Raw genomic sequence first — 22116 nt, forward strand, 5'->3', positions numbered from 1 at the left:
TCTCCTTTAGTAGGTCGACTTCACCCGGCCCACGTTGGCAATGCGCTCTTTGGCCTGCCGGATAGCGGCGGCTTGGGGATGCATGCCTTCTGCTTCGGCACGGGCCAAAACCTGGAGGGTGAAGTCGTAGATTTTTTCGGTTTGGGTGAGGGCGCCCTGGCGGCTGGCGCCGGTCACCTCAGAATACACGTTGATGAGGCCGCCGGCATTGATGAGGAAGTCGGGGGCGTACACAATGCCGCGGCGCACGAGCTCAGGGCCGTGCTGGTTTTCATTTTTGAGCTGGTTGTTGGCGCAGCCGGCCACTACCTGGCACTTCAGGCGCGGGATGGTTTCATCGTTGAGAGTAGCACCGAGCGCGCAGGGCGAGTAGATGTCCATTTCCTGTTCGTAAATGGCTTCTAGGCCCACGGCGGTAGCGCCGAAGCGGTTGGCCGCATCCAAGGCGCGGTCTTCGTAGTAATCGGTTACGATGAGCTTGGCGCCTTCTTTTTGCAGGTGCTCGAGCAGATAGGTGCCGACGTGGCCCACGCCTTGCACACCGATACGCTTGCCAGTCAGGCTCTCGGAGCCATAGGCTTTTTTGGCGGCGGCTTTCATGCCCATATACACGCCGTAGGCCGTTACGGGCGAGGGGTCGCCGGAGCCACCCATGCTTTCGGGCAGGCCCGCAACGTGAGTGGTTTCCATGCGGATGTACTCCATGTCCTTGGTGGTCATGTTCACATCCTCAGCGGTGATGTACTTGCCGTTCAGGTTCTTCACGAAGCGGCCAAACTTGCGCAGCAAGGCTTCGGTCTTCAGTGTTTTGGCGTCGCCGATGATGACGGCCTTGCCACCGCCTAGATTCAGGCCCGAAATAGCTGCCTTATAAGTCATGCCGCGCGAAAGTCGCAGCACGTCGTTCAACGCCTCTGCGTCAGAAGCATAGTGCCACATGCGGGTACCGCCGAGGGCCGGTCCGAGCACGGTGTTGTGGATGCCGATAATGGCCTTGAGGCCAGTCTCGTGGTCGTGGCAGTACACGACCTGCTCGTGCTGGTGCTCAGCAATCTGGTCGAAAATAGACTCCGGGGCGACAATTTGGGTTTCAATCATGGGAATGAATTGAAGGTTGGTGGGAATTGTGAGAATGGATGGTTGGGAACAGTGCGGCGTAACTTTGTTGGGTCTTTGGGCTTATACGAAAATCCAGAACGTCATGCTGAGCCTGCCGAAGCATCTCTACCACGTAAGTAAATAATTACTACAGCGGTAGAAATGCTTCGGCAGGCTCAGCATGACGTTCGGTTTGACCATTGACTCAACGTTTCAGGCCGCAAAAGTACCGCTATTTTCCCGAACCGGCCCCTCCCCAGCCATGCCCGTACGCGCACTATCCGCCGTTAACCCGTTCATCTTCCGCTATAAGTGGCATTTCCTGGCCGGAGTGCTATTCGTGGCGTTGAGTACGCTACTGGCCATTTTCCCGGCCCAGTTGGTGCGCTATGCCTTCGATTTGGTGAACGAGGGCATCGACCTCTACCACCTCTATGCCGGCACCGAGGCGCAGAAGGGCGTGTACCAGCTCTTTGGGCGCAACGTGCTGTTCTATGGCATGCTCATCATTGGCCTGGCCCTGCTGCGCGGAATCTTCCTGTTCTTCATGCGCCAGACGCTCATCGTGATGTCGCGTCATATTGAGAACGACCAGAAAAACCAGATTTACCAGCACTACCAGTCGCTGCCGCTCAGCTTCTACCGCCGCCACAGCACTGGCGACCTCATGTCGCGTATTTCCGAAGATGTGAGCCGCGTGCGGATGTACCTCGGGCCGGCCATTATGTATTTCCTGCAGCTGGTGCTGTTGTTCCTGCTTATTGTGCCGCTCATGCTCATGGTGAACGTGAAGCTGACGCTCTACACGCTGCTGCCGCTGCCCATTCTGTCAGTCAGTATTTTCTACGTCAATAACTTAATTGAGCGAAAATCTGACGAAATTCAGCGAGCCTTGTCGGGCATGACAACGTTTGTGCAGGAAGCTTTCTCGGGGATTCGGGTGTTGAAATCTTTCGTGCGGGAGGCCGATTCGCACGAGCAATTCGCCAAAGCCAGTAATGAATACAAGGAAAAGTCACTGAGCCTGAACTTCGTAAACTCGCTGTTTTTTCCGCTCATCCTATTCCTGATTGGCTTGAGTACGCTCATTACGGTGTGGGTTGGGGGCCAAGAAGTTATCCGCGGCACCATCACCACGGGTACCATCGCGGAGTTTCTAATTTATGTGAACCTACTTACCTGGCCGGTCACGGCGCTGGGTTGGACTTCCTCGCTGGTGCAGCGGGCTGAAGCTTCGCAGGCTCGCATCAACGAGTTTCTGGACCAGAAAACCGACATCATTTCGCGTCACAATGTCGAGCGCGAGTTGGCTGGCGATATTGTGTTCGAGAACGTCTCCTTCACATATCCCGATACGGGCATCCAGGCTCTGAAAAACGTGAGCTTCCGCGTGCGACCGGGCCAGACACTGGCCGTTATCGGCAACACCGGCTCGGGTAAAAGCACGGTTGCCGCGTTGCTCTGCCGCCTCTACGATGTGACGGCCGGCGACATCAAAATAGACGACGTGGATGTGCGCGATTACTCCCTGCGGGCTCTGCGCGGTCAGATTGGCTACGTGCCGCAGGATGTCTTTCTGTTCTCCGACTCCATCCGCAACAACATTAACTTTGGCCTCGACCAACCCGACGAAGCCCGAATGCTGCAAGCTGCCAAAGACGCCGACGTGTACGAAAATATTGTGGCTTTCCCCGAGGGCTTCGATACCAAAGTAGGCGAGCGCGGCATTACGCTCTCCGGCGGTCAGAAGCAGCGCGTAAGCATGGCCCGCGCCTTGGTTAAGGAGCCCAAAATCCTCATCCTAGACGACTCACTTTCTGCTGTTGATACCAAGACGGAGAATGCAATCCTAGGCAGCTTGCAGCGTATCATGACGGCCCGCACCAGTCTAATTATCTCGCACCGTGTGAGTTCCGTGAAACTGGCCGATGAAATTCTGGTGCTCGACGATGGCATCATTGTGCAGCACGGCACCCACGATGCCCTGATGGCCGAAACCGACGGCTTGTACCGTGCCCTCTACGAGCGACAACTGCAAACCGAAGAAGCTTAACTCGTAGTGCGGACTTTTAGTCCACGAATAAACTAGTTCACTCGCGGACTAAAAATCCGTGCTACTGCCCATGAACCAGCGCCTTGCCCACGTTACTTTGCTCGTCCGGAGCTACGACGAAGCCATTGCCTTTTACACCAATGTGCTAGGTTTTACCTTGGATTCTGACCTGGACATGGGCGGTGGCAAGCGTTGGGTAGTGGTCACACCGCCCGGCGCAACTGGCTGCGGCTTACTACTGGCCGAAGCTAAAACTGCAGACGAGAAGGCTGCTGTGGGCCGCCAGGGCGCTGGCCGCGTCTGGCTGTTTCTGCACACCGATGACTTTTGGCGCGACCATCCGGTGCTGCAAAGCCGGGGCCTGAAGTTTCTGGAAACGCCGCGCAGTGAAGTCTATGGGCACGTAGCCGTATTCGAGGACCTGTATGGCAACAAATGGGACCTATTGGAGCCATTAGAGTAGTTATCTATCAATAAAAAAGAGGCCGCCATGCGTAGCATGCCGGCCTCTTTTATTTGTGCCAATTACTTGCTGTTACTGGCCAATCATGACGCGGCGCATGCCGGTTTTTTCATAGGCAGTACAACGGACGATGTAGGCACCAGCCGGCAGTTGGCTTACGTTAAGGATGGCGGCCGTCTGGCCGTTCATCATGGTGTGCGTAATAACGGGGCGGCCGCCCGCGTCGGTTACTTCGACACGGGTGGGGCCGGGGTTATCGGTTTTCACGGTGAGCTTACCCGCCGCTGATTCAGCTTTTACCTTAATGGCGTTGGGATTGGCAGTTGGGGTTTCGGGGGCCGGGGCAATGAGAGCGGTGCCGCTGGGGGTAGTGGCGGGGGCAATGGCTGGCGCCGGGGCCGCCACAACGCCGCTGGGCAAAATGGCTTCTTCTTTAACTGGTGCCGCGGGAGCAGAAGCAGTAGCCGGGGCACTGGTAGGAGCCGGAGTTTGAGCGCTGGCAGTGGCCAAACCCAATGCACTGGCTAGCACGAATAGTAATAACTTTTTCATAAGTAGGATAAGAACGGGATGGAGTAAAATGGCTACTGTAAAGCTAAGCAATTCTAAGGCCGGTTTGCCGGAAAAGCAACCAGAACTTTGGCTGAGGTACCCTCCGACAACGTCCATTGCAAAACTTTATTTGATTCCGGCTTGCACAAGAATCAAATAAAACCTTACCTTTGTCGCTCCAATACCAATCGGGGTGTAGCGTAGCCTGGTATCGCGCCAGCATGGGGTGCTGGAGGTCGTAGGTTCGAATCCTGCCACTCCGACGGAAGAGCAGCCGCTCTCTCAAAAGCCTTCGAACTTACGAGTTCGGAGGCTTTTTTCGGCCGCTTACTATTGGAACAAGAAAACAGGTCGCCCCATCGGCCTGCTTTCGGGGTGTAGCGCAGCCCGGTAGCGCGCGTCGTTCGGGACGACGAGGCCGTAGGTTCGAATCCTGCCACCCCGACATTTTCCGCAAGTCTCAACGCCTCCACCTTTTCAGTGGGGGCGTTGTGCTTTCTGATGCTGTTCATAATCCATCCATTCAGCTGATACACAGCATTCGCCATGACTGGTTTTAGCAGATGGTAGATGAAAAAATAGTTGTTAAAGGACATTGAATACGGGGGTGTCGTCAGGACCTTTGCCCCAAATTCACTTTCCCTTCACAATGAGAAATACCGTACTATTACTTGCTGCATTCGCTGGCACCCTTTCTGCCGCGCAGGCACAATCTACCATTGGCAAAGGCACAGGCTTGCTGACGGGCAGCGTGGGCTACCACACCGATACTGATGAATACACCAGCCCTAGCTTTAATGGCACCTCAACTACCACTACGGTTAAGCTAGGGACATTCAGCCTGGACTTTGCTGTTGGAGGCTTTGTGGCCGACAATCTTGCTTTAGGCCTGCAGTTCCATCACACCGTTACGGGTGGGTCGTACAAGTCTTCTTCTAATTCTAACTCCCAGCCATCGGGGCCGCCCTCTACTTCTACCCTGCGGGTGGGACCAATGGTGCAGTACTACAAAATGCTGAGTGAGCAGTTTGGTCTGACTGCTACTGTGGGAGCAGGGTACGAATCGGACGTGAAGGCTCAGCAATCGACCCAGTACTACAACGGATACCCAATCAATTATTATTCAACGCTGAAAGCGACCGGCTACTATGCTGCGGTTACGCCGGGCATCGTCTTTTTTCCGGTGCCTAAATTTGGTTTGACAGCTTCCATTGGTAGTTTAGGATACAACCATTTGAAAGTTAAAGATGCTGATGAAACGGCTAGCTCATTTGATGCTGGTTTTGGTTTGACGCAACTGCAATTTGGGGCCAACTACTATTTCGGCCGCAAGTAATTTCAGGTGTTTAAATCCAGCAAAAAGCCCTGGCTGCAGTCGCGGCCAGGGCTTTTTGCTGGATTCATAAAATCGACAGATTATTTACGTATTTTCATAGCATCATTTAAACGCTAAATGCCATGAAAAAGACGGTTACGCTGCTGGCGCTGCTAAGTGCCGCTGGTGTCATAGGCGCACAACGCACGCAGGCGCAATGCCATGTTGCCCTTTCGCCAGCCTTTTACCAAGGCTGCCACCACCAGCGCGACTCTTGCGCTGTAGAGAAACCGCTGGTGCCGGGACGCTGGGCGGCTTATATGGGCCTGTTAGGTTTGGCCGACCGCCGGGGGACGCCCTACGTCGGCGGCGACCTGGAGGGAGGGTATTGGGTACATCCGCGCTGGAATACGGGCCTGCGCGGCACTATTACGGGGCAAATGCCGGCCCATGCGGTGGCGGAGGGCTTTGGCGGCGTGCTGCGGCCCCTGGTTATGCTCTACAGTGTGACATGGAGCAACAGCCTGCTGCTAAGTGATGGGCCCACGTGGCGGCTGGCGCTCCAGGCAGGGATTGGGTTGGGCGGTGCCAATTTATATGACAAGAACCGGCAGGTGCCCGTGAAAGGCTCATGCGGCTGCACAACAGCTGAAAAAATAGCCTCTGCCACTTCGCCCATTACGGAGATTGGCCTAGCAGCTACGTACAAGCTACGCAGCAACAACGCTCCGTGGCTGACGCTACGTGGCGGCTACCGGCAGTGGGCCGACCCCGCGCCCTTTGCCACATTCAATCAGTTCTCGGCCTACGTCTTGAGTGTGGGCGTGAGCCTGCCCGACGCGCCGAGCAAGCGCAAATAGCCCACGTTATTTTACTCCAATTAAAACTTCGGAAGCCTCTTTGGCTCCGAAGCGTTCCAGGTAGAAATTGCCGCGCTGAGTCAGCTTCTGCTTCTTGATGGCCTCAAAAGCGTCGGGGTAGAGCTTGTTGGGGGCGAGCAGGTAGCTCACGCCCTGGAGGCGGGCTGCCAGCACGCGCTGCCCGGCCGGCACCACGCGGTAGCGGAAACCCGTTGGCAGGGCCTTCGTGGTATCGGCCACGGCGAGGCCGATGAAGGCAGTGATGGTGTCGTGGGCGGTTTCGGGGTTATTGAGGTAAAGGTTGGTCAGGTCGCCGGGCACGCGGGTTTGCGTATCCTTCGCCTGACGGAAGAGCTGGCCGAAGGCCTCGCTGCTCACTGCGCCGCGGAAGGGCTGTCCGGCCAGGTAAAGCGGGGCGGCTGTGGTTTCAAGTGTAATTTTCGACTCGCGGGTGCCGCCTAGGTACACGTAGGTGCCGGCAGCAGCGAGGGTAAGCAGGATGATGGCAAGGAAGAGGTAACGCATGCGCTTCGCTTAATTAAAAATAAAGAACGAGGAATAAAGGATTGGAAACGACGACTGATTTAGACGGCAACTTCTCATTCCTTTATTCCTCATTCTTCGTTCGCAACGATGTATTGCATGCGGTAGAGCTGGGCGTAGTAGCCACCCTCGATGCGCAGCAACTCTTCGTGAGTGCCGGTTTCCTTGATTTCGCCCTTGTCGAGGACGATGATTTTATCGGCTTTTTGGATGGTGCTGAGGCGGTGGGCAATGACGAGGGAGGTGCGGCCCTGCATTAGCTTTTCGATGGCCGACTGGATAAGCTCTTCCGTTTCAGAGTCGACGGAAGAGGTCGCTTCGTCGAGCACTATGATGTGAGGCTGGTACACCATGGCCCGCACGAAGCTGATGAGCTGGCGCTGGCCTACGGAGAGCGTGGCACCGCGCTCCATCACGGGGTAGCCAAGGCCTTCGGGCAGGCGCTCGATGAAGCGGCGAGCACCCACAAGGTCGGCGGCTTCCCAGATTTGGGCGTCGGTGATGGTTTTGTTGCCAAGGGTAATGTTGTCGCGGATACTGCCGGCGAAGAGGAACACATCTTGCAACACCACCCCAATTTGGCGGCGTAGCAGGCTGAGGTCGTACTCGCGCAGGTCGCGGCCGTCGATGCAGATGCTGCCGTCCTGGATATCGTAGAAGCGGCTCAACAGGTTGATGATGCTGGTTTTGCCGGCGCCAGTGGCACCCACGAAGGCAATGGTCTGGCCGGGCTTCACATGGAAGCTGATGTCCTTGAGCACCCAGTCGGGCTCGTTGTAGGCAAACTTGACGTGCTTAAATTCGACGTCGCCCTTCAGCTCAGCTGGGGCGTAGGTGCCGGTGGTGGCTATCAGGTCCTGGTTGTCGAGCAGCTTGAGCAGGCGCTCCGTGCTCACGAGGCCCAGCTGCAGCGTGTTGAAGCGATCGGCAATCTGGCGGATGGGGCGGAAAAACAGGGCGTTGTACATGATGAAGGCAATGAGCGCACCCTTCGAAATCGAGCCCTCAATCTGGCCTTGCGCAGCGTACCACACCAGCAGGCCCACGCCGATGGCGCCCAGTACCTCGGCCACCGGAAAGTAGATGCTATAGTAGAGTACCGAGCGGATGTTGGCCTCGGTGTGCTCCTTGTTGATGGCCTCGAACTTGCGGAACTCCCGCTCTTCGTTGTTGAAAATCTGGACCACGTTCATGCCCGTGAGGTGCTCCTGCACAAAAGAGTTGAGCTTGGCTACGGCCGTGCGCACGTCTTGAAACGAACCCTTGATTTTCTCCTTGAACACGTAGGTGCTGAACAGCAGCGGTGGAATCACAGACAAGCTAATCAGCGTTAACCGCCAGTCAATCCAGAACATGAAGGCCATGATGAAGAGCAGTTGCAAGATGTCGCCCGCCATGGCTGCGAGGCCCTCGCTGAAGACATCAGAGAGGGTTTCGACGTCGGAAATGTTGCGGGTGACGAGCACACCGATAGGCGTCTGGTCGAAGAACTTGAGCTTGAGGCTGAGCAGGTGGCGGTAGAGGTCGGTGCGGATGTCGCGCACGATGTACTGGCCCAGCCAGCCGCCGTAGTAGGTCTGCAGGTAGCTCACCCCCGAGTGGGACACCAGCAGCACCAGCAGCAGCAAAAACATGGTGTTCAGCCCGCGCATGTCACCCTGCTCAATACTGACATCAACCATGCGCTGAATGAGAAACGGCCGTAGCGTGCCCAGCACTGCTGTGGCAACAGTGAGCACAATCAGGCCGATGAAGATGCGCCGGTAGGGGCGTACGTAGCTCAGCAAGCGGCGCAGCACGGCCCAGTCGAATACCTGGCCGGTTTTGGTAGCGGAAGTGGTAGGGTCCATAAGTAGGGCAAAGGTCGGAAGTAAACCGCGTTGGCCCTCGAAAGGTGTTCTGGACTTTGGTGCGGTGGGCTTCCGCACTGCCAAAAGCCGGCAGTACCGAGGTGCGTATCCACTTTGTGATAGTCAAAAAGCCGTTCGCACCAAGGTCCGAACGGCTTTTGAATTAAGATGACAATTGGTGAGCCTAGCGCACGATTTCCACCCAGCCCTTCACCCGCGTCGAGCCTTCGGTGCTGCCCAGCAAGTAGTAGTAGATACCGGCGGGCAGGCCTTCACCGCCCCATTCATTGTGGTACACGGCGCTTTCAAATACCTTCTGGCCCCAGCGCGAAAACACCTGGAGCCGCCCCGGACAGCCGCCAATGCGCGGCGCAAAGGTGTCGTTTTGCCGGTCGTTATTCGGAGTGATGATGTTGGGTACCATGCTGGCCTGCACTTCTACTGGGGTCAGCGCTACCTGGCGCGGGCAGGGGCCGACTGAGGTACTAGTGGGCGGCAACGCCGCCCGAACCGCGAAGCGGCCGCCCGTGAGGTAGGTATGCTCCACGACGGCTCCACTGGCCGAGGTGCTGCCATCGCCAAAGTCCCACTGCACCTGCCCGGCGGCCGAGCCAGTGGCTTCGAAGCGGACCAAGCGTGGGGCAATGTTGTTGCCCGAGCAATCAGGAGCCGACCAGTGGGCATTGAATGTGGGCTCGGCCGGTACTGTGACGCGGTAGGGGGCTGTGCCGCAACCGCCGGGCAGCGTGTAGGTGAGCACTGTGGTACCGGGCGAGGTCGGCGGTGTAAACATGCCGGCTGCTGTCACATGCAGGCCGCTCCAAGTGCCGCCCGCTGGCGTGGCGTGCAGCCGGAACGGGGTTTGGTCGAGGCAGAGCACCGTGTCGGCGGGCAGGCGAATGGCCGTGAGCTGCGTCACCTCGGCCACGGTGGTGGCCACGATGGTACAGGTCATGAACTGAATGGTGTAGGTGATGACATGGCGGCCTGGCCCAGCCAACGCTGGGTTGAAGCGGTTGCCTACCACGCCTGGCCCGCCAAAGATGCCCCCGGCCGGTTGGGCCGTCAGTACCTCACCATGGGGCGGCACTCCGGTGCAAAAGCTTTGCGAAGGCAGTGAATCGATGCTTACCAGCGGCGGGGCCGCTATTTCCAGGTCCAGTGTACCGGTGCCGGGGCACTGGCCAGGCGTGGTGGAAGAAGCTGACGTGTAGGAAAGTACTTGGCGGCCTATCAATGCGGAACTGGGGGTAAAGGTATAGCCCGTAGCAGAGTTGCCCGAGATACCCGGCCCCGTCCAGATTCCACCCGCTGGCGATGCATAAAGTGGCTGGGGCCCGGCTGCCGGGCACATCACCGGCCGCTGAATGCCTAATTGTACCCGTCCCGCCGTGAGGCTTACTATGCGCACGGCCCGCGACGGACACAGCGAAGTGTCGATAACAGCCCCGGTATACACCACGCTTTGCGCACCCACCAGGGCCGGAGTAGGCGTAAAGGTAAAGCCCGTAGCCAGCGAGCCAGTCACGCCGGGGCCGCTCCAAGTTCCGCCCGTTGGTAGCCCACCGCGGAGCCGGAAAGTGGCTCCGGTGGTGCAAAGGGTTGTATCGGTGGGCACGCGCACAGCTGGCCCCTGAGCGCGTACCCGAACGTAGAGGGTGTCGCTGGCCCCTGCGCAATCCAGGGTACCAGTGAAGGTGTAGCGCAGGGCATGGGTGCCAACCAGAGCTGGGCTGGGGGTGAAAAAATACGCGCCCAAGGCGTTCATGCTCACGCCAGGGCCGCTCCAGACGCCACCCGAGGGGTTACCATTCAAAGGTTGAGGCGGGTCGTTGGCGCACAGCACCAAGGGCGGCCCCAGGTCCAGAACACGTAGCCCCAGCACGTTTATCGTCACCGAGGCCAGCGCGGCGCATTGCCCTGCTGCCGTGCTGCCCGCCACCACGTAGCGAATGAGGTGGCTGCCTGGTCCTGCCCGCACGGGGTCGAAGTAAGGTGCGTTGCCGCCCACCACGCCCACACCCACAAACACGCCCCCCGCCGGTGTAGCCCGCAGGGGTATAGTGGCCGGCGGCGGCCCCTGCGGCTGCATGCAAATGGTGGAAGGCGGCGTCTGCATCTGGGCGAGGAGTTGCGGAGCGACGGTGATGCGCCGGATACTGGTGCCCGCGCACAGGCCGGTGAGGGGGCTGGTATAGGTGAGCACAAACGTGCCGAGTCGGGCGGTGTCCGGGGTGAAGACGTAGCCCGAGGTGACGTTACCAGTCACAAAAGGCCCGCTCCAGGTGCCGCCGGCTGGCGAGCCTCCCAGCGCAAGCGCCCCGGCCCGGGCGCAGACCGTGAGGGTATCGGGGCCGGCTGGGGTACTGCCCGCCGTAAAGGCAAATTTGAACGCGGCGTTATTGCAGTGTGCCGAGCCATTTACCGGGCTGTAATAATTGGCCCCCGCCGGAATGGGCAGGCCCGCGCCGGTGCCCTGGTTGCAGGCGCACATGGCCTGGTAGAGGTTGCCCTGTGGGTCGAAGCGGGAGGTGCCGCCATCTACGTGGTCATCGGCTGAGGTGCCAAAAAAACTGCCGTAATCCAGCGTTCGAGCCCCATCGGAGAGCTGCATGAGGTAAAAGTCCATGCCATCGCTGACGGGCTGCAGGGCGTTGAGCGACACGCTCAGGCCCACAGTGGAGCCGTTGTTGGGGTCGAGGCCGCCGCCCCAGCCGGCGATGAAAAGCCGGCCGTAGCAGTCCACTTCAAAAGCCGTCGGAGAAATATCCGGTACGGCCCGGCCGCCGCCAAACACGGTGGCGAAACCCGCCGTGCGTAGGTTAGGTGCTAACTGCTGAATAAACTGGTGGCCCCGCGCATCGACAAAGAGGCCGGGAGTCAGTCCCGGCCAGTTGTTGGACAGCGTTTGGCCCAACACGAAGACTTGGCCGGTGCCATCGCGCCGCACAAAGTAGGCCTGGTCCTGCGTGTTGGTACCCAGATAGGTGCTCTGGGTAAGGCTGCCATTAGCCGAAATCCGGGCCACAAAGCCATCAATACCACCGCCAGAAAGCGGCTGGTAGCCACCCGTAGCCCCCGATAGGTTGGTGCTGCTGGTGCCGCCGGCTACCAGCAAGTCGCCGGTCGCATCGTCGCGCTGGAGCGAGTAGGCAGCATCGGCGCCGGAGCCGCCCAGCAGCGTGGTCCATCGCACCTGACTCAGGCTGGCGTTGAGGCTAGTAATAAGGGCGTCGCTGGTGCCGCCCCGGTAGGTCGGGGTAGTAGCGAGGCAGGGAAAACTGGTGGAGCTGGTCACGCTGGCGATGTACACGTTGCCGCTTGCATCAAGCGCTAGGTCGCCCCGAAAGGCATCGCCGTAGTTGTAGCGTAGATTGGGGGCCGCGGCGGCCGGGTCGAGCAGGCCGTCGTTGGCGGCCCCCCCCAGGTAGGTGCTGGCCTGTAGCTGGCTGCCATTGGCACTCAGCCGCGTCAGGAACAGGTCGGAGCCATTCGTGAGTACGAAAGCCGACCCCACGCCGTAGGGCGCGATGCTGCTCCCGCCCTGGAAAGTGCGGCACAAAGCACCGCTGCTGGTCGGGTAGTTGGTTGAGGAGGTCGTCCCCATGAGCATCAGCTCGCCGCTGCTGTTCACCAGCAGGCTGTGCGGAAATTCCAGGCCGTTGCCGCCCAGGTGGGTGGCCCACACCCGCGCGCCCGGCCCCGAAAGGGCCGTGTTGAACTTCATCAGGGCGATGTCGGTGTTGGCGCTGAAGGAGGTTTGATAGGCACCCGTAGTCGTGGGGTAACCGGGCTCAAACACCACACCCGACGAATACATGTTGCCCGCCGCATCGGAAGTACCCGCAAAGCCCCAGTTCTCTACCGTTGAGCCAGTGTAGCTGGCAAAGCGCACCACCGGGTCAATCACCAGTGCACGGCGGCGGTCATATTTCCCCACCCGAAAGCTTACCTCAGTACCGCGCAGCTCGAAGGCGCAGGCTACCGGCTCGCGCTGGCCCCTGGCATCGGTTTGCCAGGCCTGGGGCTGTTGCTCGGTGAGTGGGCCAGCGGATGTTTTCACCAGGAGGTTGCCGGTGGCGGGGTCGAGGCGCAGGCCGTCGGCGCCCTGGTAGCGCAGGCGGGCGCGGGCAGGGATGGCCCCGGGTGCCAGCAGCAGGTCGTATTCCAGTTGGTGGGTGGTGTTTTCGTGCAGCACCAAATCGGTGCCGGGCCAGAGGGCGCGGTAGCGCAGCTGGCGAAACGTGCGGATATCGGAAGCCCATTGCTTGGGGCCGTTACCGCGCAGGTAGTGCTGACGGCCGGGGGCCTGGTCTTCGGCTTGCAGGGTGGCCGTGGCTTCGGGCTGCACGAACTCAACTCGCAGACCATGGCTGGGCAGTTGGTCGTTGAAGGCCGGGGCTGCGCTGGCGGCTTTGGTCCCGGACCGATGGGGCGCATGGTCGGGCAGGCCGCTGGTGAGGGCATAGGTAAGGCCGGTACGCTCCACAAAAAGCCAGGCCCCGGTGGCTACGTGCGCCCCGTAGCGGGCACGGGCATCCCATTGACCCTTGTTCTCATTAAATTCGATGATGCGGATGGCCTCCTGCGCCCGGGCGGGCCGGCAGAAAAGGGCAACCAGCAGCAGCAACAGGGTAGGTGTTGAACGCATAAGCAAGCCGTCGGAAAGAAATAGGATAAAGCGGATGGCTACTGCACAAAAACAGTGCCCCGCTTGCCCTGATATTCGCAAGCTAATGCATGACCGGACTATTTCCTAAAAGGTTGCTAGCCTGTAGGTACAATGCCCGGCTCATACTCCACCCGGCTCAGAAACAGTCCTTTGGCGGGAGCTGCCCCGCCAGCATCCACTCGCTTCTGCGCCCACAGCAACAGTTGGAATTCGCGGGGCGTCATCTTGCCCCGGCCTACGTCGAGCAGGGTGCCCACCACCAGCCGCACCATGCCCCGCACAAAGCGGTTGGCCCGGATGCGGAACACCCAGCCGCCCGGTGCGGGATGCCAGCCGGCCTCGGTGCAGTAGCACACATAATGGTTTTCGCCGCCCTTCACCTTGGAGAAGGAGGTAAAATCGAATTGGCCCAGCAGGTAGCGGGCGGCCTCGTTCATGGCCGGTACGTCGAGCGGACGGTCTACGTACAGGGCCTGGTCGCGGCGGAAAGGGTCGGGCTGGGTTACCACGAAGTAGTCGTAGCTGCGTTCCTCGGCCGAGAAGCGGGCATGGACCTCATCGGACACGGGGTGCAGGCGCAGGGCTCCAATGTCGGGGGGCAGGGCGCGGCGTAGGCGGTAGAGCAGCACGTCTAGCGGGAGGGCTTCGGGTAGTTCGGCATCGAAGTGGGCCACCTGATGGCTGGCGTGCACCCCCGTATCGGTCCGGCCGCTGCCGAGGCAGTAGGTGGGCCGGCGTAGTATCTGGGTAAGGCAGCGGTCGAGCTCGGCCTGCACGGTAAGCTGGTTCGGCTGAATCTGCCAGCCGCAGTAACGGGTGCCATCGTAGGCAAGGTGAAGGAAGTAGCGCATGGCTCGCAAAAGTACGGGTCGCAGTAGCGCGAACTTTTCAGTTCGCATCCTTGAGCCAGCTCACCTATTATTGTGCTGCCACACAAACTATAAAGTTCGCGCTACTCCACCACCACACGCCGGGCCAGAGGGAGGCCGGTGGGCAGCTCCACAGCGAAGGCGTTGGCTGCATTGCGCGCTTGGCCAATATATAACGCCTCTAGCGTTGAGAGAGCTGACGAAAGGGCGGTCAGCAAAACGCCCCCGCTACGAACCGTAGCGGGGGCGTTTGCCGTTACTGCTGAGAGCCGCTCGTTTGGGGCGGTGACGGCCTATTCGACCACGAGCTTCTTGACGATGACGCCGGTGCTGGTGCGCAGGTGCAGCGTGTAGACACCCGTGGACAGGTTGGCTAGGTCGAGGCGGTGAGCCGCCGCGCCCTGGGCGGACAACGACTGGCTACGCACCGTGCGGCCCAGCGCGTCCACCAGTTCCGCTGCTACCGCGGCCCGGCCCAGGAAGGCCGGAAGTTCCACAAAGGCCGCAGCGGTGGCTGGGTTGGGGTACAGGCCCACTTGGGCTGCCAGCGCGGCCGTCGCCGTCGCCAGTGGTCCCTGCGGCGAGAACACCAGCTCGAAGCGACTGGTGAGCAGCGCCGAGGCATTTGCCACCGTGAAGGCGTAGCTGGACTGCGTGTGTAGGTCAATCACAGCACCAGTCAACAGGTCGCGCAGGTACACCGGCGTGGTGCTTAGGTTCAGCAGTTGGGCTGCGCTGAGCGTGTAACTGCCCGTGGCGGGTACGCCCACGGCCAGGGGCACCACGCGCTGAGCGGTGCCCAGCGGCGCCCGCCCGTCGATGGCCAGGCGCTGGGTGGCTGTCAGGCTCGTGCTCAGGTTCAAGCCCGAGGGGTTGGGCAGCTTCTCGGAGTCAAATGTGCGGTCGAAGCTGTCGGTGGCGCCTTGCTCGAAGTACACGAAGGCTGCGTCAGTCAGGGCGCTGCCCGCGCTTTGCAGGTTCAGTTCTACTAGGGGGCGGGTTTCGGTGGTGCGGCGGTAGGTGGTGGGCGCGTAGCTAGTGGGGCGGTGGCTGTTCTTGAACGTCACCGAGCCGGCGGTCTGGCCATCGGCCACCCGCACGAAGAAGCCCTGGCCCAGCGGCAGGATGTTGCTGATGGTGCCGATGCCGTTGTTGAAGAAGCCGTACGCACCGGCGTAGGGGTTGGACGGGTCGTTGCTCTGGTACACGTACATAGTGGTGCCCACGTTCACCAAAGCGCCAGCGTCCTGGCTCGTTGCGAACCAGTCCAAGGGCGAGGGGTAGGGGTTGCCGATGAGGGCCCAGCCTGCGTCGGCGGCCGTGGGGCCGGCGTTGCGGGCCAAGGCCTGCGTCACGTTGCCGTTGTTCAGGGCGCCCGTGAAGTTCCAGGTCTGGCCGCCGCTGATGAGAGCGGTGTAGCCCTGGCCCCCGGCCAGCGCATCAGTGGCGGCGGGCGAGAACCAGCCTTTGTCGAACACAATCAGGTTGTTGTTGGTCGTGGCTAGGCGGGCTTGGTCATAGCCGTAGACGGTGGGGAAGGGCGTCACCGTGTACGGGGTGGCCGAGCCGTTGTAGGCCGGGTTCACCACGGGCGTGAAGCCGCTCGTGGCTAGGCTGCCCACCGTGGCGTTGCCGATGGGTGCCGAGATGTGGCGGTAGCCCTGGTTGGGGTTGAGGTCGGTGGCGATGTAGCGTTGCACCGTCACGGTGCCGTTCACCACGTTGTTGCCGTTGTTCACCACCATGGCCGTACCACTCGCATTCGATTCGAGCTTGAAGGGGTTGCCGTTGGTGGTGAAGTTGCCGTTGAGTGTGAGCAGGCGCTGCACCGAGGTGCTGGCCGAGGTGGCCGACTGCGCCCCGTTGGCGCCTACCGTCAGGTTCCAGAAGCGGGTGTTGCCGCTGCCCTGAATGTTGCTCAGTGTCGTGCCACCCAAGCTCACCGTGCCGCCCGTGGGCTGGAAGGTGCCGTTGTTGGTCAAGCCAGCGGCCAGCGCCAGCGTGCCGCCAGTCTGAGTCAAGCTAGCGCCGCTGTTTAGGGTCAGGTTGCGGGCGTTGGCCGCACTGTTGGTGATGGCCGGGAAGCGGTCGCCGCTGGGTGCGGTCGGGATGGTGGCGTCTGTGGTGGCCGTGGGTACTTGAGTGGGCGTCCAGTTGCCGGTTGTGTACCAGTTGCTGTCGATGCTGCCAGTCCAGATGACGGCCGTCACGGCCGGGGCCGCGATGGTGAGTGTGTAAGCGATAGAGCCACTGAACGGACCCGGCGCGGCCGAGGCGTCGGTGGCCGTCACCGTAAAGTTGAACGAGCCGTTCGCCGTTGGCGTGCCCGCCAGCGTGCCGTTGCTGGCCAGCGTCAGCCCACTTGGCAGAGTGCCGGCGGTGAAGGCAAAAGCGTAGGGCGCCGTACCGCCTGCAGCGGTCAGCGTCTGGCTATAGGCCGTGCCCTGCGTGCCGTTCGGCAGCGTGGCCGGAGTTACCGTGATGGTAGGCGCCTGGAACGTCAGCGAGTAGGCGGCGGCCGCAGCGGTGTTGCCGTTGCCGGCCTGGTCCTGGGCCACGTTCTGGGGCACGTTGACGGTAGTGGCCGTGCCGGCCGTGGTGGGCGTTACATTGAAGGTGTACGTGGTGCCCGCGCCCGAGAAGCCCGATACCGTGCCGTTGCTGACCGTCAGGTCGCCTTGCACGAAGCCGGTGACGCTTTCCGAGAAGGTCACTGTGAAGGCGAAAGGTGTCGTGCTCGTGGTGCTGCCAGTAGCCGCCGTGCTGCTGATGGCCACTGTGGGCGCGGTCTTGTCGATGGTGTACTGCTCGCCGGTAACGTAAGGCACATTGCTCACGCTGGGCGTCAGGCCGGTGCTGTTGGCCAGGTTCAGGCGAATGTCGCCGCTGCCGCTGCCGGTATTCACCGTCACCGTGTACGTGGTGCCTGAGCCTGAGAAGCCCGTGATGCTGCCAAAGCTGGTGAAGCCGGAGCCAATAAACGTTACGCTAAAATTGGAAAGAGAGAGGCCCGTGACGGGCGCGGCAAACGTCAGCGTGAACTGCACGCTGGCGGCGTTGGTGGGGTTGGGGTCGGCCCGCACAATGGACACGACGGTGGTTGGCGCGGTCACTGTAAAGGCCACCCCGTTGCTGGTACCGATGGGAGTGGTCACGGTCACGTTGCCGGTGGTGGCGCCTGCGGGCACGGTGGCCGTCACGGTGGTGGCGTTCACCACGGCGAAGGTGGTAGCTGCTGTGCCATTGAAACGTACCGCCGTGGCCCCCGTCAGGTTGGTGCCGGTGAGGGTGACGCTGGTGCCCACCGGACCGCTGGTTGGGTTGATGCTGCTGAGGGTGGGCGCCGTAAACAGGCTGGTGTTCAACAGCACGCCTATCGTGGAGCTGAGCACGTTGGTAGTGGCAATGTCGGGGCGGCCGTCGTTGTTCAGGTCGCTAACTTCCAGATTGACGGGGCCCTGGCCGCCGCTGCTGTAGGTGGTGCCGGTAGCAAATGTGCCCGGCGTGGTGGCCGAGCCCAGCAGCACGCTCACGGTGCTGCCGTTGCTGACGTCGTAGTTGGCGGCCACAATGTCGGAGCGGCCGTCACCGTTCATATCCCGCACCCGGACCCCGTTAGGGCCGTTGGCGCCGCTCGGGTACGCCACGGCCGTACCGAAGGTGCCTGGCGCGGTGGCCGAGTTCAGCAGCACGCCCACGTTGTTACCCGAGCTTTCGTTGCCCACCACCAAGTCGGGGCGGCCGTCAGCGTTCACGTCGCCGAAGGTGACGCCCCGGGGGGTGCCGCCGCCTGAGCCGTAAGAGGTCGCAGTTGGGAACGTACCCGGCGTGCTGGCCGAGTTCAGCAGCACGATAATAGTATTGGCAGTAAAGTAGCCCGTCACGGCCACGTCGGGGCGGCCGTCACCATTCACGTCGCCCACGGCGATGGCATCGGCGTCAACCCCGGTAGGGTAGGTGATGCCGGTGGCGAAGGTGCCCGGCGTGCTGGCCGAGTTCAGCAGCACACCAATGGTTCCGCTGCCACCTACCACCACGTCCAGCCGGCCATCGCCGTTCACGTCGGCCAGGCCCAGGCCCCGGGGGCCGGAACTGCTGCTCGGGTACGCCACAGCCGTCGCGAAGGTGCCCGGCGTGGTAGCTGAGTTCAGCAGCACGCTCACGTTATTGCTGTTGGCATTATCGACTACGATGTCGGGGCGACCGTCGCCGTTCACGTCGCCCATGCCCACCTGCACCGGAAAGGTGCCGCCCGAGCCGTAGAAAGTGGCCGTGGCCGGAAACGTGCCCGGCGTGGTGGCCGAGCCTAGCAACACGCCCACGGTGTTGCTGTTGGAGTTGGTCATGATGAGGTCGAGCCGACCATCCCCGTTCACGTCGGCGGAGGCAATGCCCTGCGGAACGATGCCCGTGCTGTAGGTGGCCGACGGGGTAAAGGTTTGGGCCTGCGCCGCCCCGGCCGTAACCAGCCCCAGGCCCATCGCCGCCAAGGAGCATGCGGACCGTCGCAGAAAAGAGAAGAGATGCATCATATGCAAAAAGAATAGGATGAATAAACTACAGCCCCGCACCCGCGCGGCCTTACAAAGTTCCGAACCGAAGAGTGGATGTGGTATGACATAAACATGCTTATTATTCATCGCACGGTGTTGTAACGTGCTGTGTTAGTTGCACTGCTGATTTTTCTTAGTCAGCAGTACGAGAATATAGTAGGCTGACTTGCAGCGCTGATAGCAGGCCCTGCTTCCACTTATTCGGAGAGACCCGATATAAAAAGAAAAAGCCCGCTGAGCAGCGGGCTTTTTCTTTTTATTGAATAAGTGCACCGGTTCGGAGCTAATATCCCTTCTCCATCATGCTAGGCATCAAGCAATGTATGAAGAGGGTGGAGGCTTCCGTCCACGCCGCTGAGGCCGCTATAGCTTCTCGTACACCATGGAGGCGCCCTGACCCACGCCCACGCACATGGTGGCCAGGCCATAGCGCATGCCCTCGCCGCGGCGGTGCATCTCGTGCAGCAATGTGGCCGTGATGCGGGCGCCCGAACTGCCCAGCGGGTGGCCCATGGCAATGCTACCGCCGTTCACGTTCACCTTGGCGGGGTCCATGCCCATCTCCCGGATGCACACAATACTCTGGGCTGCGAAGGCCTCGTTCAGCTCAATCAGGTCGATGTCGGCCATCGTCAGGCCGGCGCGTTTCAGCACCTTTTGGGTTGCCGGGATAGGGCCCAGGCCCATCACCGAAGGGTCGACGCCGGCTACGGCCGAGGCTACTACCCGCGCCAGGGGTTTCAGGTTGTACTTCTTCAGCGCCTCCTCGCTCACCACCAGCACGGCCGCTGCCCCGTCGTTGATGCCTGCTGAGTTGCCGGCTGTTACCGTCCCGCCCTCAGGCTGGAAGGCCGGCTTAAGAGTGCCCAGCTTCTCAATGGACGAGAAGCGCGGCTGCTCGTCGGCATCAAACAAAGCCGTGTCGCCCTTAGGATTGGGAATGAACACTGGCACAATCTCCTTGCGGAAGCGGCCTTTCTCCAGCGCCCGCGCATACTTGCGTTGGCTTTCAAAGGCAAAGGTGTCCTGCTCCAGGCGGGTCACACCGTATTGCTTGGCTACATTTTCTGCCGTCTGGCCCATGGCGAAAGGGTAGTGCAGCTTGCTCAGACGCGGGTTAATGAAGCGCCAGCCCAGCGTGGTGTCGTGGGCCGTAAGCTCACGCCCGAAGGCCGACTCCGACTTGGCCATGACGAAGGGTGCACGGGTCATGCTCTCGGCCCCGCCGGCCAGGTACACATCGCCCTCGCCGGCCATGATGGCCCGCGAGGCGTCCATGATGCTTTGCAGGCCGGAGGCACAAAGGCGGTTCACCGTCACACCGGGCACCGTAATGGGTAGGCCAGCCAGCAGCGCCGCCATGCGGGCCACGTTGCGGTTGTCCTCACCAGCCTGGTTGGCCGCGCCAATGATGACGTCTTCAATGTCGTTCTTATCAACGGAGGGGTTGCGGCGCAGGAGCTCGCGGAGCACATGGGCGGCCAAATCATCAGGGCGGACGCTGCTGAGGGCGCCGGCAAATTTTCCAATCGGGGTACGCACCGCGTCCACGATATAAGCAGTTGGCATTCGGAAGTAACTAATGGCGGCGCAAGCGCCGGATGAGACTAAATTTGTGGCTCGGCACCGGTCCGGCCCTTTTCTACACTACAACAAAGATGATACAAAGAATCCAAAGCGTGTTTTTACTATTGCTGGCTTTGGCCATGCTGAGCGTCCTGGCCCTGCCGCTGTGGCACAAAGTCGACGGCCTCACGCACCAGGAACTTACCCTCACTGCCTTCGGCTTCCAGGCCCAAGGCCTCACGCCCGCCGGCACGGGGCCCGTCTGGCTCATCGGCGTGCTGGCCATCGCCTCAGCAGCCGTGGCGGCGCTCGAAATCTTTCAGTTCCGGAGCCGCGCCAAACAGTTGCTGCTGGGCTCCGTCAACCTGCTGCTCATCGTATCCACGCTGGGCGCCATGTTCTACTTCTCCAACAAAGGCGAGCAACTGCTCAACCTCAAGCTCGAAGGCCAGTTCCTGATGGGTTTCTACCTGCCCACCCTGGCCCTGCTCCTCAACCTGCTGGCCAACCGCTTCATCCGCCGCGATGAGCAACTGGTGCGCAGCATGGACCGCCTTCGATAGGGGCTGTAGAGTTGATTTAGCAGACAATAAGAAAGGCCGCTGTATTGCTACAGTGGCCTTTCTTATTGTCTGCTATCCTTCGCTCTGCTCAGGATTACATGTTTACCGTTGTGGTGCGGCACCTACTGCCTGCTCTACTGCACGCGCCCCGTCTTCCGTCTCGAAAGCATCATACACACGGCTGAAATTATTGGGGTCCGAAACGTGGGAGTAGGCAAACTCCGCCAGTTCTATCCGGCAAGCTTCAGAGTTGAGGCTCCGCAACAGCCGGTCCAGGTCGTCGGCCTGAATGCTGCGGTCTTTCAGGCCGTCCTTGGCCGCATTTAGCTTGCTCACTTCCGTAATGCGCTGCCGCATGGTTTGCACCAGGCCGTTTACGTCCTGCGGGGCCAATGCCCGGTAGCTGCTCACTGTCGAGCCGGGATAATACCCCGTGCCGTTGTTGGAGCCATTATGATAGCCACCGGGCGCGTTCGAATTGGTACCATAAGGGCTATTGCCATTATTGGGCGCGTTATTATCGCCGCCGTTGTTGTTAGGATTGGGCGTGTTGTAGCCACCATTGCCGCCATTGCTGTAGCTGCCATCATCGTATCCGCTGTTGGGGTTGCCGCCGTTGTAAGGGTCGTTGCCGTAGCCTGGTGCGGGGGGCACGGGAGCAGGATAGGGCGTGGGGCTGTTGTAGCGCCCACCATAGCCGTTGTTGTAACCATTGCCATAGCCCCGCCCGCCGCCATACAGCGACACCGCATTTACCTGCTGCAAATACAGCGGCCGGCCGGGGCGCGTCACCAGCACAAACGTGGTTTCGAGGCCAGGCTCCAACCATACGCGGCTGCGGAAGCGCACGGCCCCGCCATATGCTGTGGGCACGCTGAAATCGGCCCAGTGCAGGCCGGGCACTAGTTGGTCGACGTGTACCTGCCGGGCCATGCCCCGCGTGAGCGGACGCCCATCGAGCACCAGCCCAAATGGTACCCCGCGCTCCGACGAAAAGTTAACATTGGCCGGGGCTGGTGGGTAAGCCAATGCAGGAACTGCGGTTATAAACAAACCGACCAAAGCGAGAAGTAAAGCCTTTTTCATGGTACCAGGAGGAAAAATGCTGGCCGGGAAAATCCGGCTGCTGTGAAGCTGTTTTCAAAACCTATGCCATGTT

Annotated in this window: 14 protein-coding genes and 2 tRNA genes; 7 read left to right on the forward strand and 9 right to left on the reverse strand. The window is 60.8% G+C overall.

The genetic code is table 11. From position 1 onward, the window contains the following. Window positions 1–6: 6 nt before the first annotated feature. A complete protein-coding gene (locus tag J4E00_RS05640) occupies window positions 7–1098 on the reverse strand; it encodes a Glu/Leu/Phe/Val dehydrogenase dimerization domain-containing protein (RefSeq protein WP_208174114.1) in 1092 nt (363 codons plus the stop codon). 262 nt (window positions 1099–1360) lie between these two features. Between J4E00_RS05640 and J4E00_RS05645 the strand changes: the two genes are divergently transcribed. Both J4E00_RS05645 and J4E00_RS05650 read left to right on the forward strand, forming a co-directional pair. Further along, window positions 1361–3151: an ABC transporter ATP-binding protein gene (locus tag J4E00_RS05645; protein ID WP_208174115.1), complete on the forward strand. Its 1791-nt coding sequence runs from the start codon at window positions 1361–1363 to the stop codon at window positions 3149–3151. Window positions 3152–3221: 70 nt separating this feature from the next. Beyond that, window positions 3222–3614, forward strand: coding sequence for a VOC family protein (locus J4E00_RS05650; protein ID WP_208174117.1), 393 nt, complete (start codon window positions 3222–3224; stop codon window positions 3612–3614). A 72-nt stretch (window positions 3615–3686) separates the two neighbouring features. Here J4E00_RS05650 and J4E00_RS05655 read toward each other — a convergent pair whose 3' ends face one another. Beyond that, the gene (locus J4E00_RS05655; protein WP_208174118.1) at window positions 3687–4166 is read right to left on the reverse strand and encodes a T9SS type A sorting domain-containing protein; all 480 of its coding nucleotides are present in this window, start codon (window positions 4164–4166) and stop codon (window positions 3687–3689) included. 189 nt (window positions 4167–4355) lie between these two features. Here J4E00_RS05655 and J4E00_RS05660 point away from each other — a divergent pair. The 4 genes from J4E00_RS05660 to J4E00_RS05675 all read left to right on the forward strand — a co-directional run bounded on the left by J4E00_RS05660 (window position 4356) and on the right by J4E00_RS05675 (window position 6341). Beyond that, window positions 4356–4429: transfer RNA gene (locus J4E00_RS05660), tRNA-Pro, on the forward strand. A 108-nt stretch (window positions 4430–4537) separates the two neighbouring features. Continuing rightward, window positions 4538–4611 (forward strand) — tRNA-Pro (locus J4E00_RS05665). 204 nt (window positions 4612–4815) lie between these two features. Beyond that, complete coding sequence (locus J4E00_RS05670; RefSeq protein ID WP_208174120.1) at window positions 4816–5502, forward strand: hypothetical protein; 687 nt, start codon at window positions 4816–4818, stop codon at window positions 5500–5502. Between the two features lie 122 nt (window positions 5503–5624). Further along, window positions 5625–6341: a hypothetical protein gene (locus tag J4E00_RS05675; protein WP_208174122.1), complete on the forward strand. Its 717-nt coding sequence runs from the start codon at window positions 5625–5627 to the stop codon at window positions 6339–6341. A 6-nt stretch (window positions 6342–6347) separates the two neighbouring features. On the opposite strand, the gene J4E00_RS05680 is transcribed toward J4E00_RS05675, so the two are convergent. The 6 genes from J4E00_RS05680 to J4E00_RS05705 all read right to left on the reverse strand — a co-directional run bounded on the left by J4E00_RS05680 (window position 6348) and on the right by J4E00_RS05705 (window position 20397). Beyond that, window positions 6348–6866: a hypothetical protein gene (locus tag J4E00_RS05680; protein ID WP_208174124.1), complete on the reverse strand. Its 519-nt coding sequence runs from the start codon at window positions 6864–6866 to the stop codon at window positions 6348–6350. Between the two features lie 89 nt (window positions 6867–6955). Beyond that, window positions 6956–8734, reverse strand: a complete 1779-nt coding sequence (locus J4E00_RS05685) for an ABC transporter ATP-binding protein (protein WP_208174126.1) — start codon at window positions 8732–8734, stop codon at window positions 6956–6958. 184 nt (window positions 8735–8918) lie between these two features. Then, the gene (locus tag J4E00_RS05690) at window positions 8919–13385 is read right to left on the reverse strand and encodes a gliding motility-associated C-terminal domain-containing protein (RefSeq protein WP_208174128.1); all 4467 of its coding nucleotides are present in this window, start codon (window positions 13383–13385) and stop codon (window positions 8919–8921) included. A 116-nt stretch (window positions 13386–13501) separates the two neighbouring features. After that, entirely contained in the window at window positions 13502–14257 is a 756-nt protein-coding gene (gene truA, locus J4E00_RS05695; RefSeq protein WP_208174130.1) for a tRNA pseudouridine(38-40) synthase TruA, read from the reverse strand. Between the two features lie 311 nt (window positions 14258–14568). Next, a complete protein-coding gene (locus tag J4E00_RS05700) occupies window positions 14569–18807 on the reverse strand; it encodes an FG-GAP-like repeat-containing protein (protein WP_208174131.1) in 4239 nt (1412 codons plus the stop codon). A gap of 384 nt (window positions 18808–19191) precedes the next feature. Then, the gene (locus J4E00_RS05705; protein ID WP_208174133.1) at window positions 19192–20397 is read right to left on the reverse strand and encodes a thiolase family protein; all 1206 of its coding nucleotides are present in this window, start codon (window positions 20395–20397) and stop codon (window positions 19192–19194) included. A gap of 89 nt (window positions 20398–20486) precedes the next feature. On the opposite strand from J4E00_RS05705, the gene J4E00_RS05710 reads away from it, so the two are divergent. Next, window positions 20487–20957, forward strand: a complete 471-nt coding sequence (locus J4E00_RS05710) for a DUF4293 family protein (RefSeq protein WP_208174135.1) — start codon at window positions 20487–20489, stop codon at window positions 20955–20957. Window positions 20958–21059: 102 nt separating this feature from the next. On the opposite strand, the gene J4E00_RS05715 is transcribed toward J4E00_RS05710, so the two are convergent. Continuing rightward, on the reverse strand, window positions 21060–21986 hold the full coding sequence (locus tag J4E00_RS05715; RefSeq protein ID WP_208174137.1) for a DUF4476 domain-containing protein: 927 nt from the start codon (window positions 21984–21986) through the stop codon (window positions 21060–21062). Window positions 21987–22116: the final 130 nt, after the last annotated feature.

Source organism: Hymenobacter negativus (assembly GCF_017571495.1).
Classification (GTDB): domain Bacteria; phylum Bacteroidota; class Bacteroidia; order Cytophagales; family Hymenobacteraceae; genus Hymenobacter; species Hymenobacter negativus.

Bases quoted from the DNA above. Each gene is read 5' to 3' on its own strand.
- J4E00_RS05680 (WP_208174124.1), bottom strand. From the start codon at position 6,866: ATGCGTTACCTCTTCCTTGCCATCATCCTGCTTACCCTCGCTGCTGCC.
- J4E00_RS05710 (WP_208174135.1), top strand. From the start codon at position 20,487: ATGATACAAAGAATCCAAAGCGTGTTTTTACTATTGCTGGCTTTGGCC.
- J4E00_RS05700 (WP_208174131.1), bottom strand. From the start codon at position 18,807: ATGATGCATCTCTTCTCTTTTCTGCGACGGTCCGCATGCTCCTTGGCG.
- J4E00_RS05685 (WP_208174126.1), bottom strand. From the start codon at position 8,734: ATGGACCCTACCACTTCCGCTACCAAAACCGGCCAGGTATTCGACTGG.
- J4E00_RS05640 (WP_208174114.1), bottom strand. From the start codon at position 1,098: ATGATTGAAACCCAAATTGTCGCCCCGGAGTCTATTTTCGACCAGATT.
- J4E00_RS05690 (WP_208174128.1), bottom strand. From the start codon at position 13,385: ATGCGTTCAACACCTACCCTGTTGCTGCTGCTGGTTGCCCTTTTCTGC.
- J4E00_RS05675 (WP_208174122.1), top strand. From the start codon at position 5,625: ATGAAAAAGACGGTTACGCTGCTGGCGCTGCTAAGTGCCGCTGGTGTC.
- truA (WP_208174130.1), bottom strand. From the start codon at position 14,257: ATGCGCTACTTCCTTCACCTTGCCTACGATGGCACCCGTTACTGCGGC.
- J4E00_RS05705 (WP_208174133.1), bottom strand. From the start codon at position 20,397: ATGCCAACTGCTTATATCGTGGACGCGGTGCGTACCCCGATTGGAAAA.
- J4E00_RS05670 (WP_208174120.1), top strand. From the start codon at position 4,816: ATGAGAAATACCGTACTATTACTTGCTGCATTCGCTGGCACCCTTTCT.
- J4E00_RS05650 (WP_208174117.1), top strand. From the start codon at position 3,222: ATGAACCAGCGCCTTGCCCACGTTACTTTGCTCGTCCGGAGCTACGAC.
- J4E00_RS05645 (WP_208174115.1), top strand. From the start codon at position 1,361: ATGCCCGTACGCGCACTATCCGCCGTTAACCCGTTCATCTTCCGCTAT.
- J4E00_RS05655 (WP_208174118.1), bottom strand. From the start codon at position 4,166: ATGAAAAAGTTATTACTATTCGTGCTAGCCAGTGCATTGGGTTTGGCC.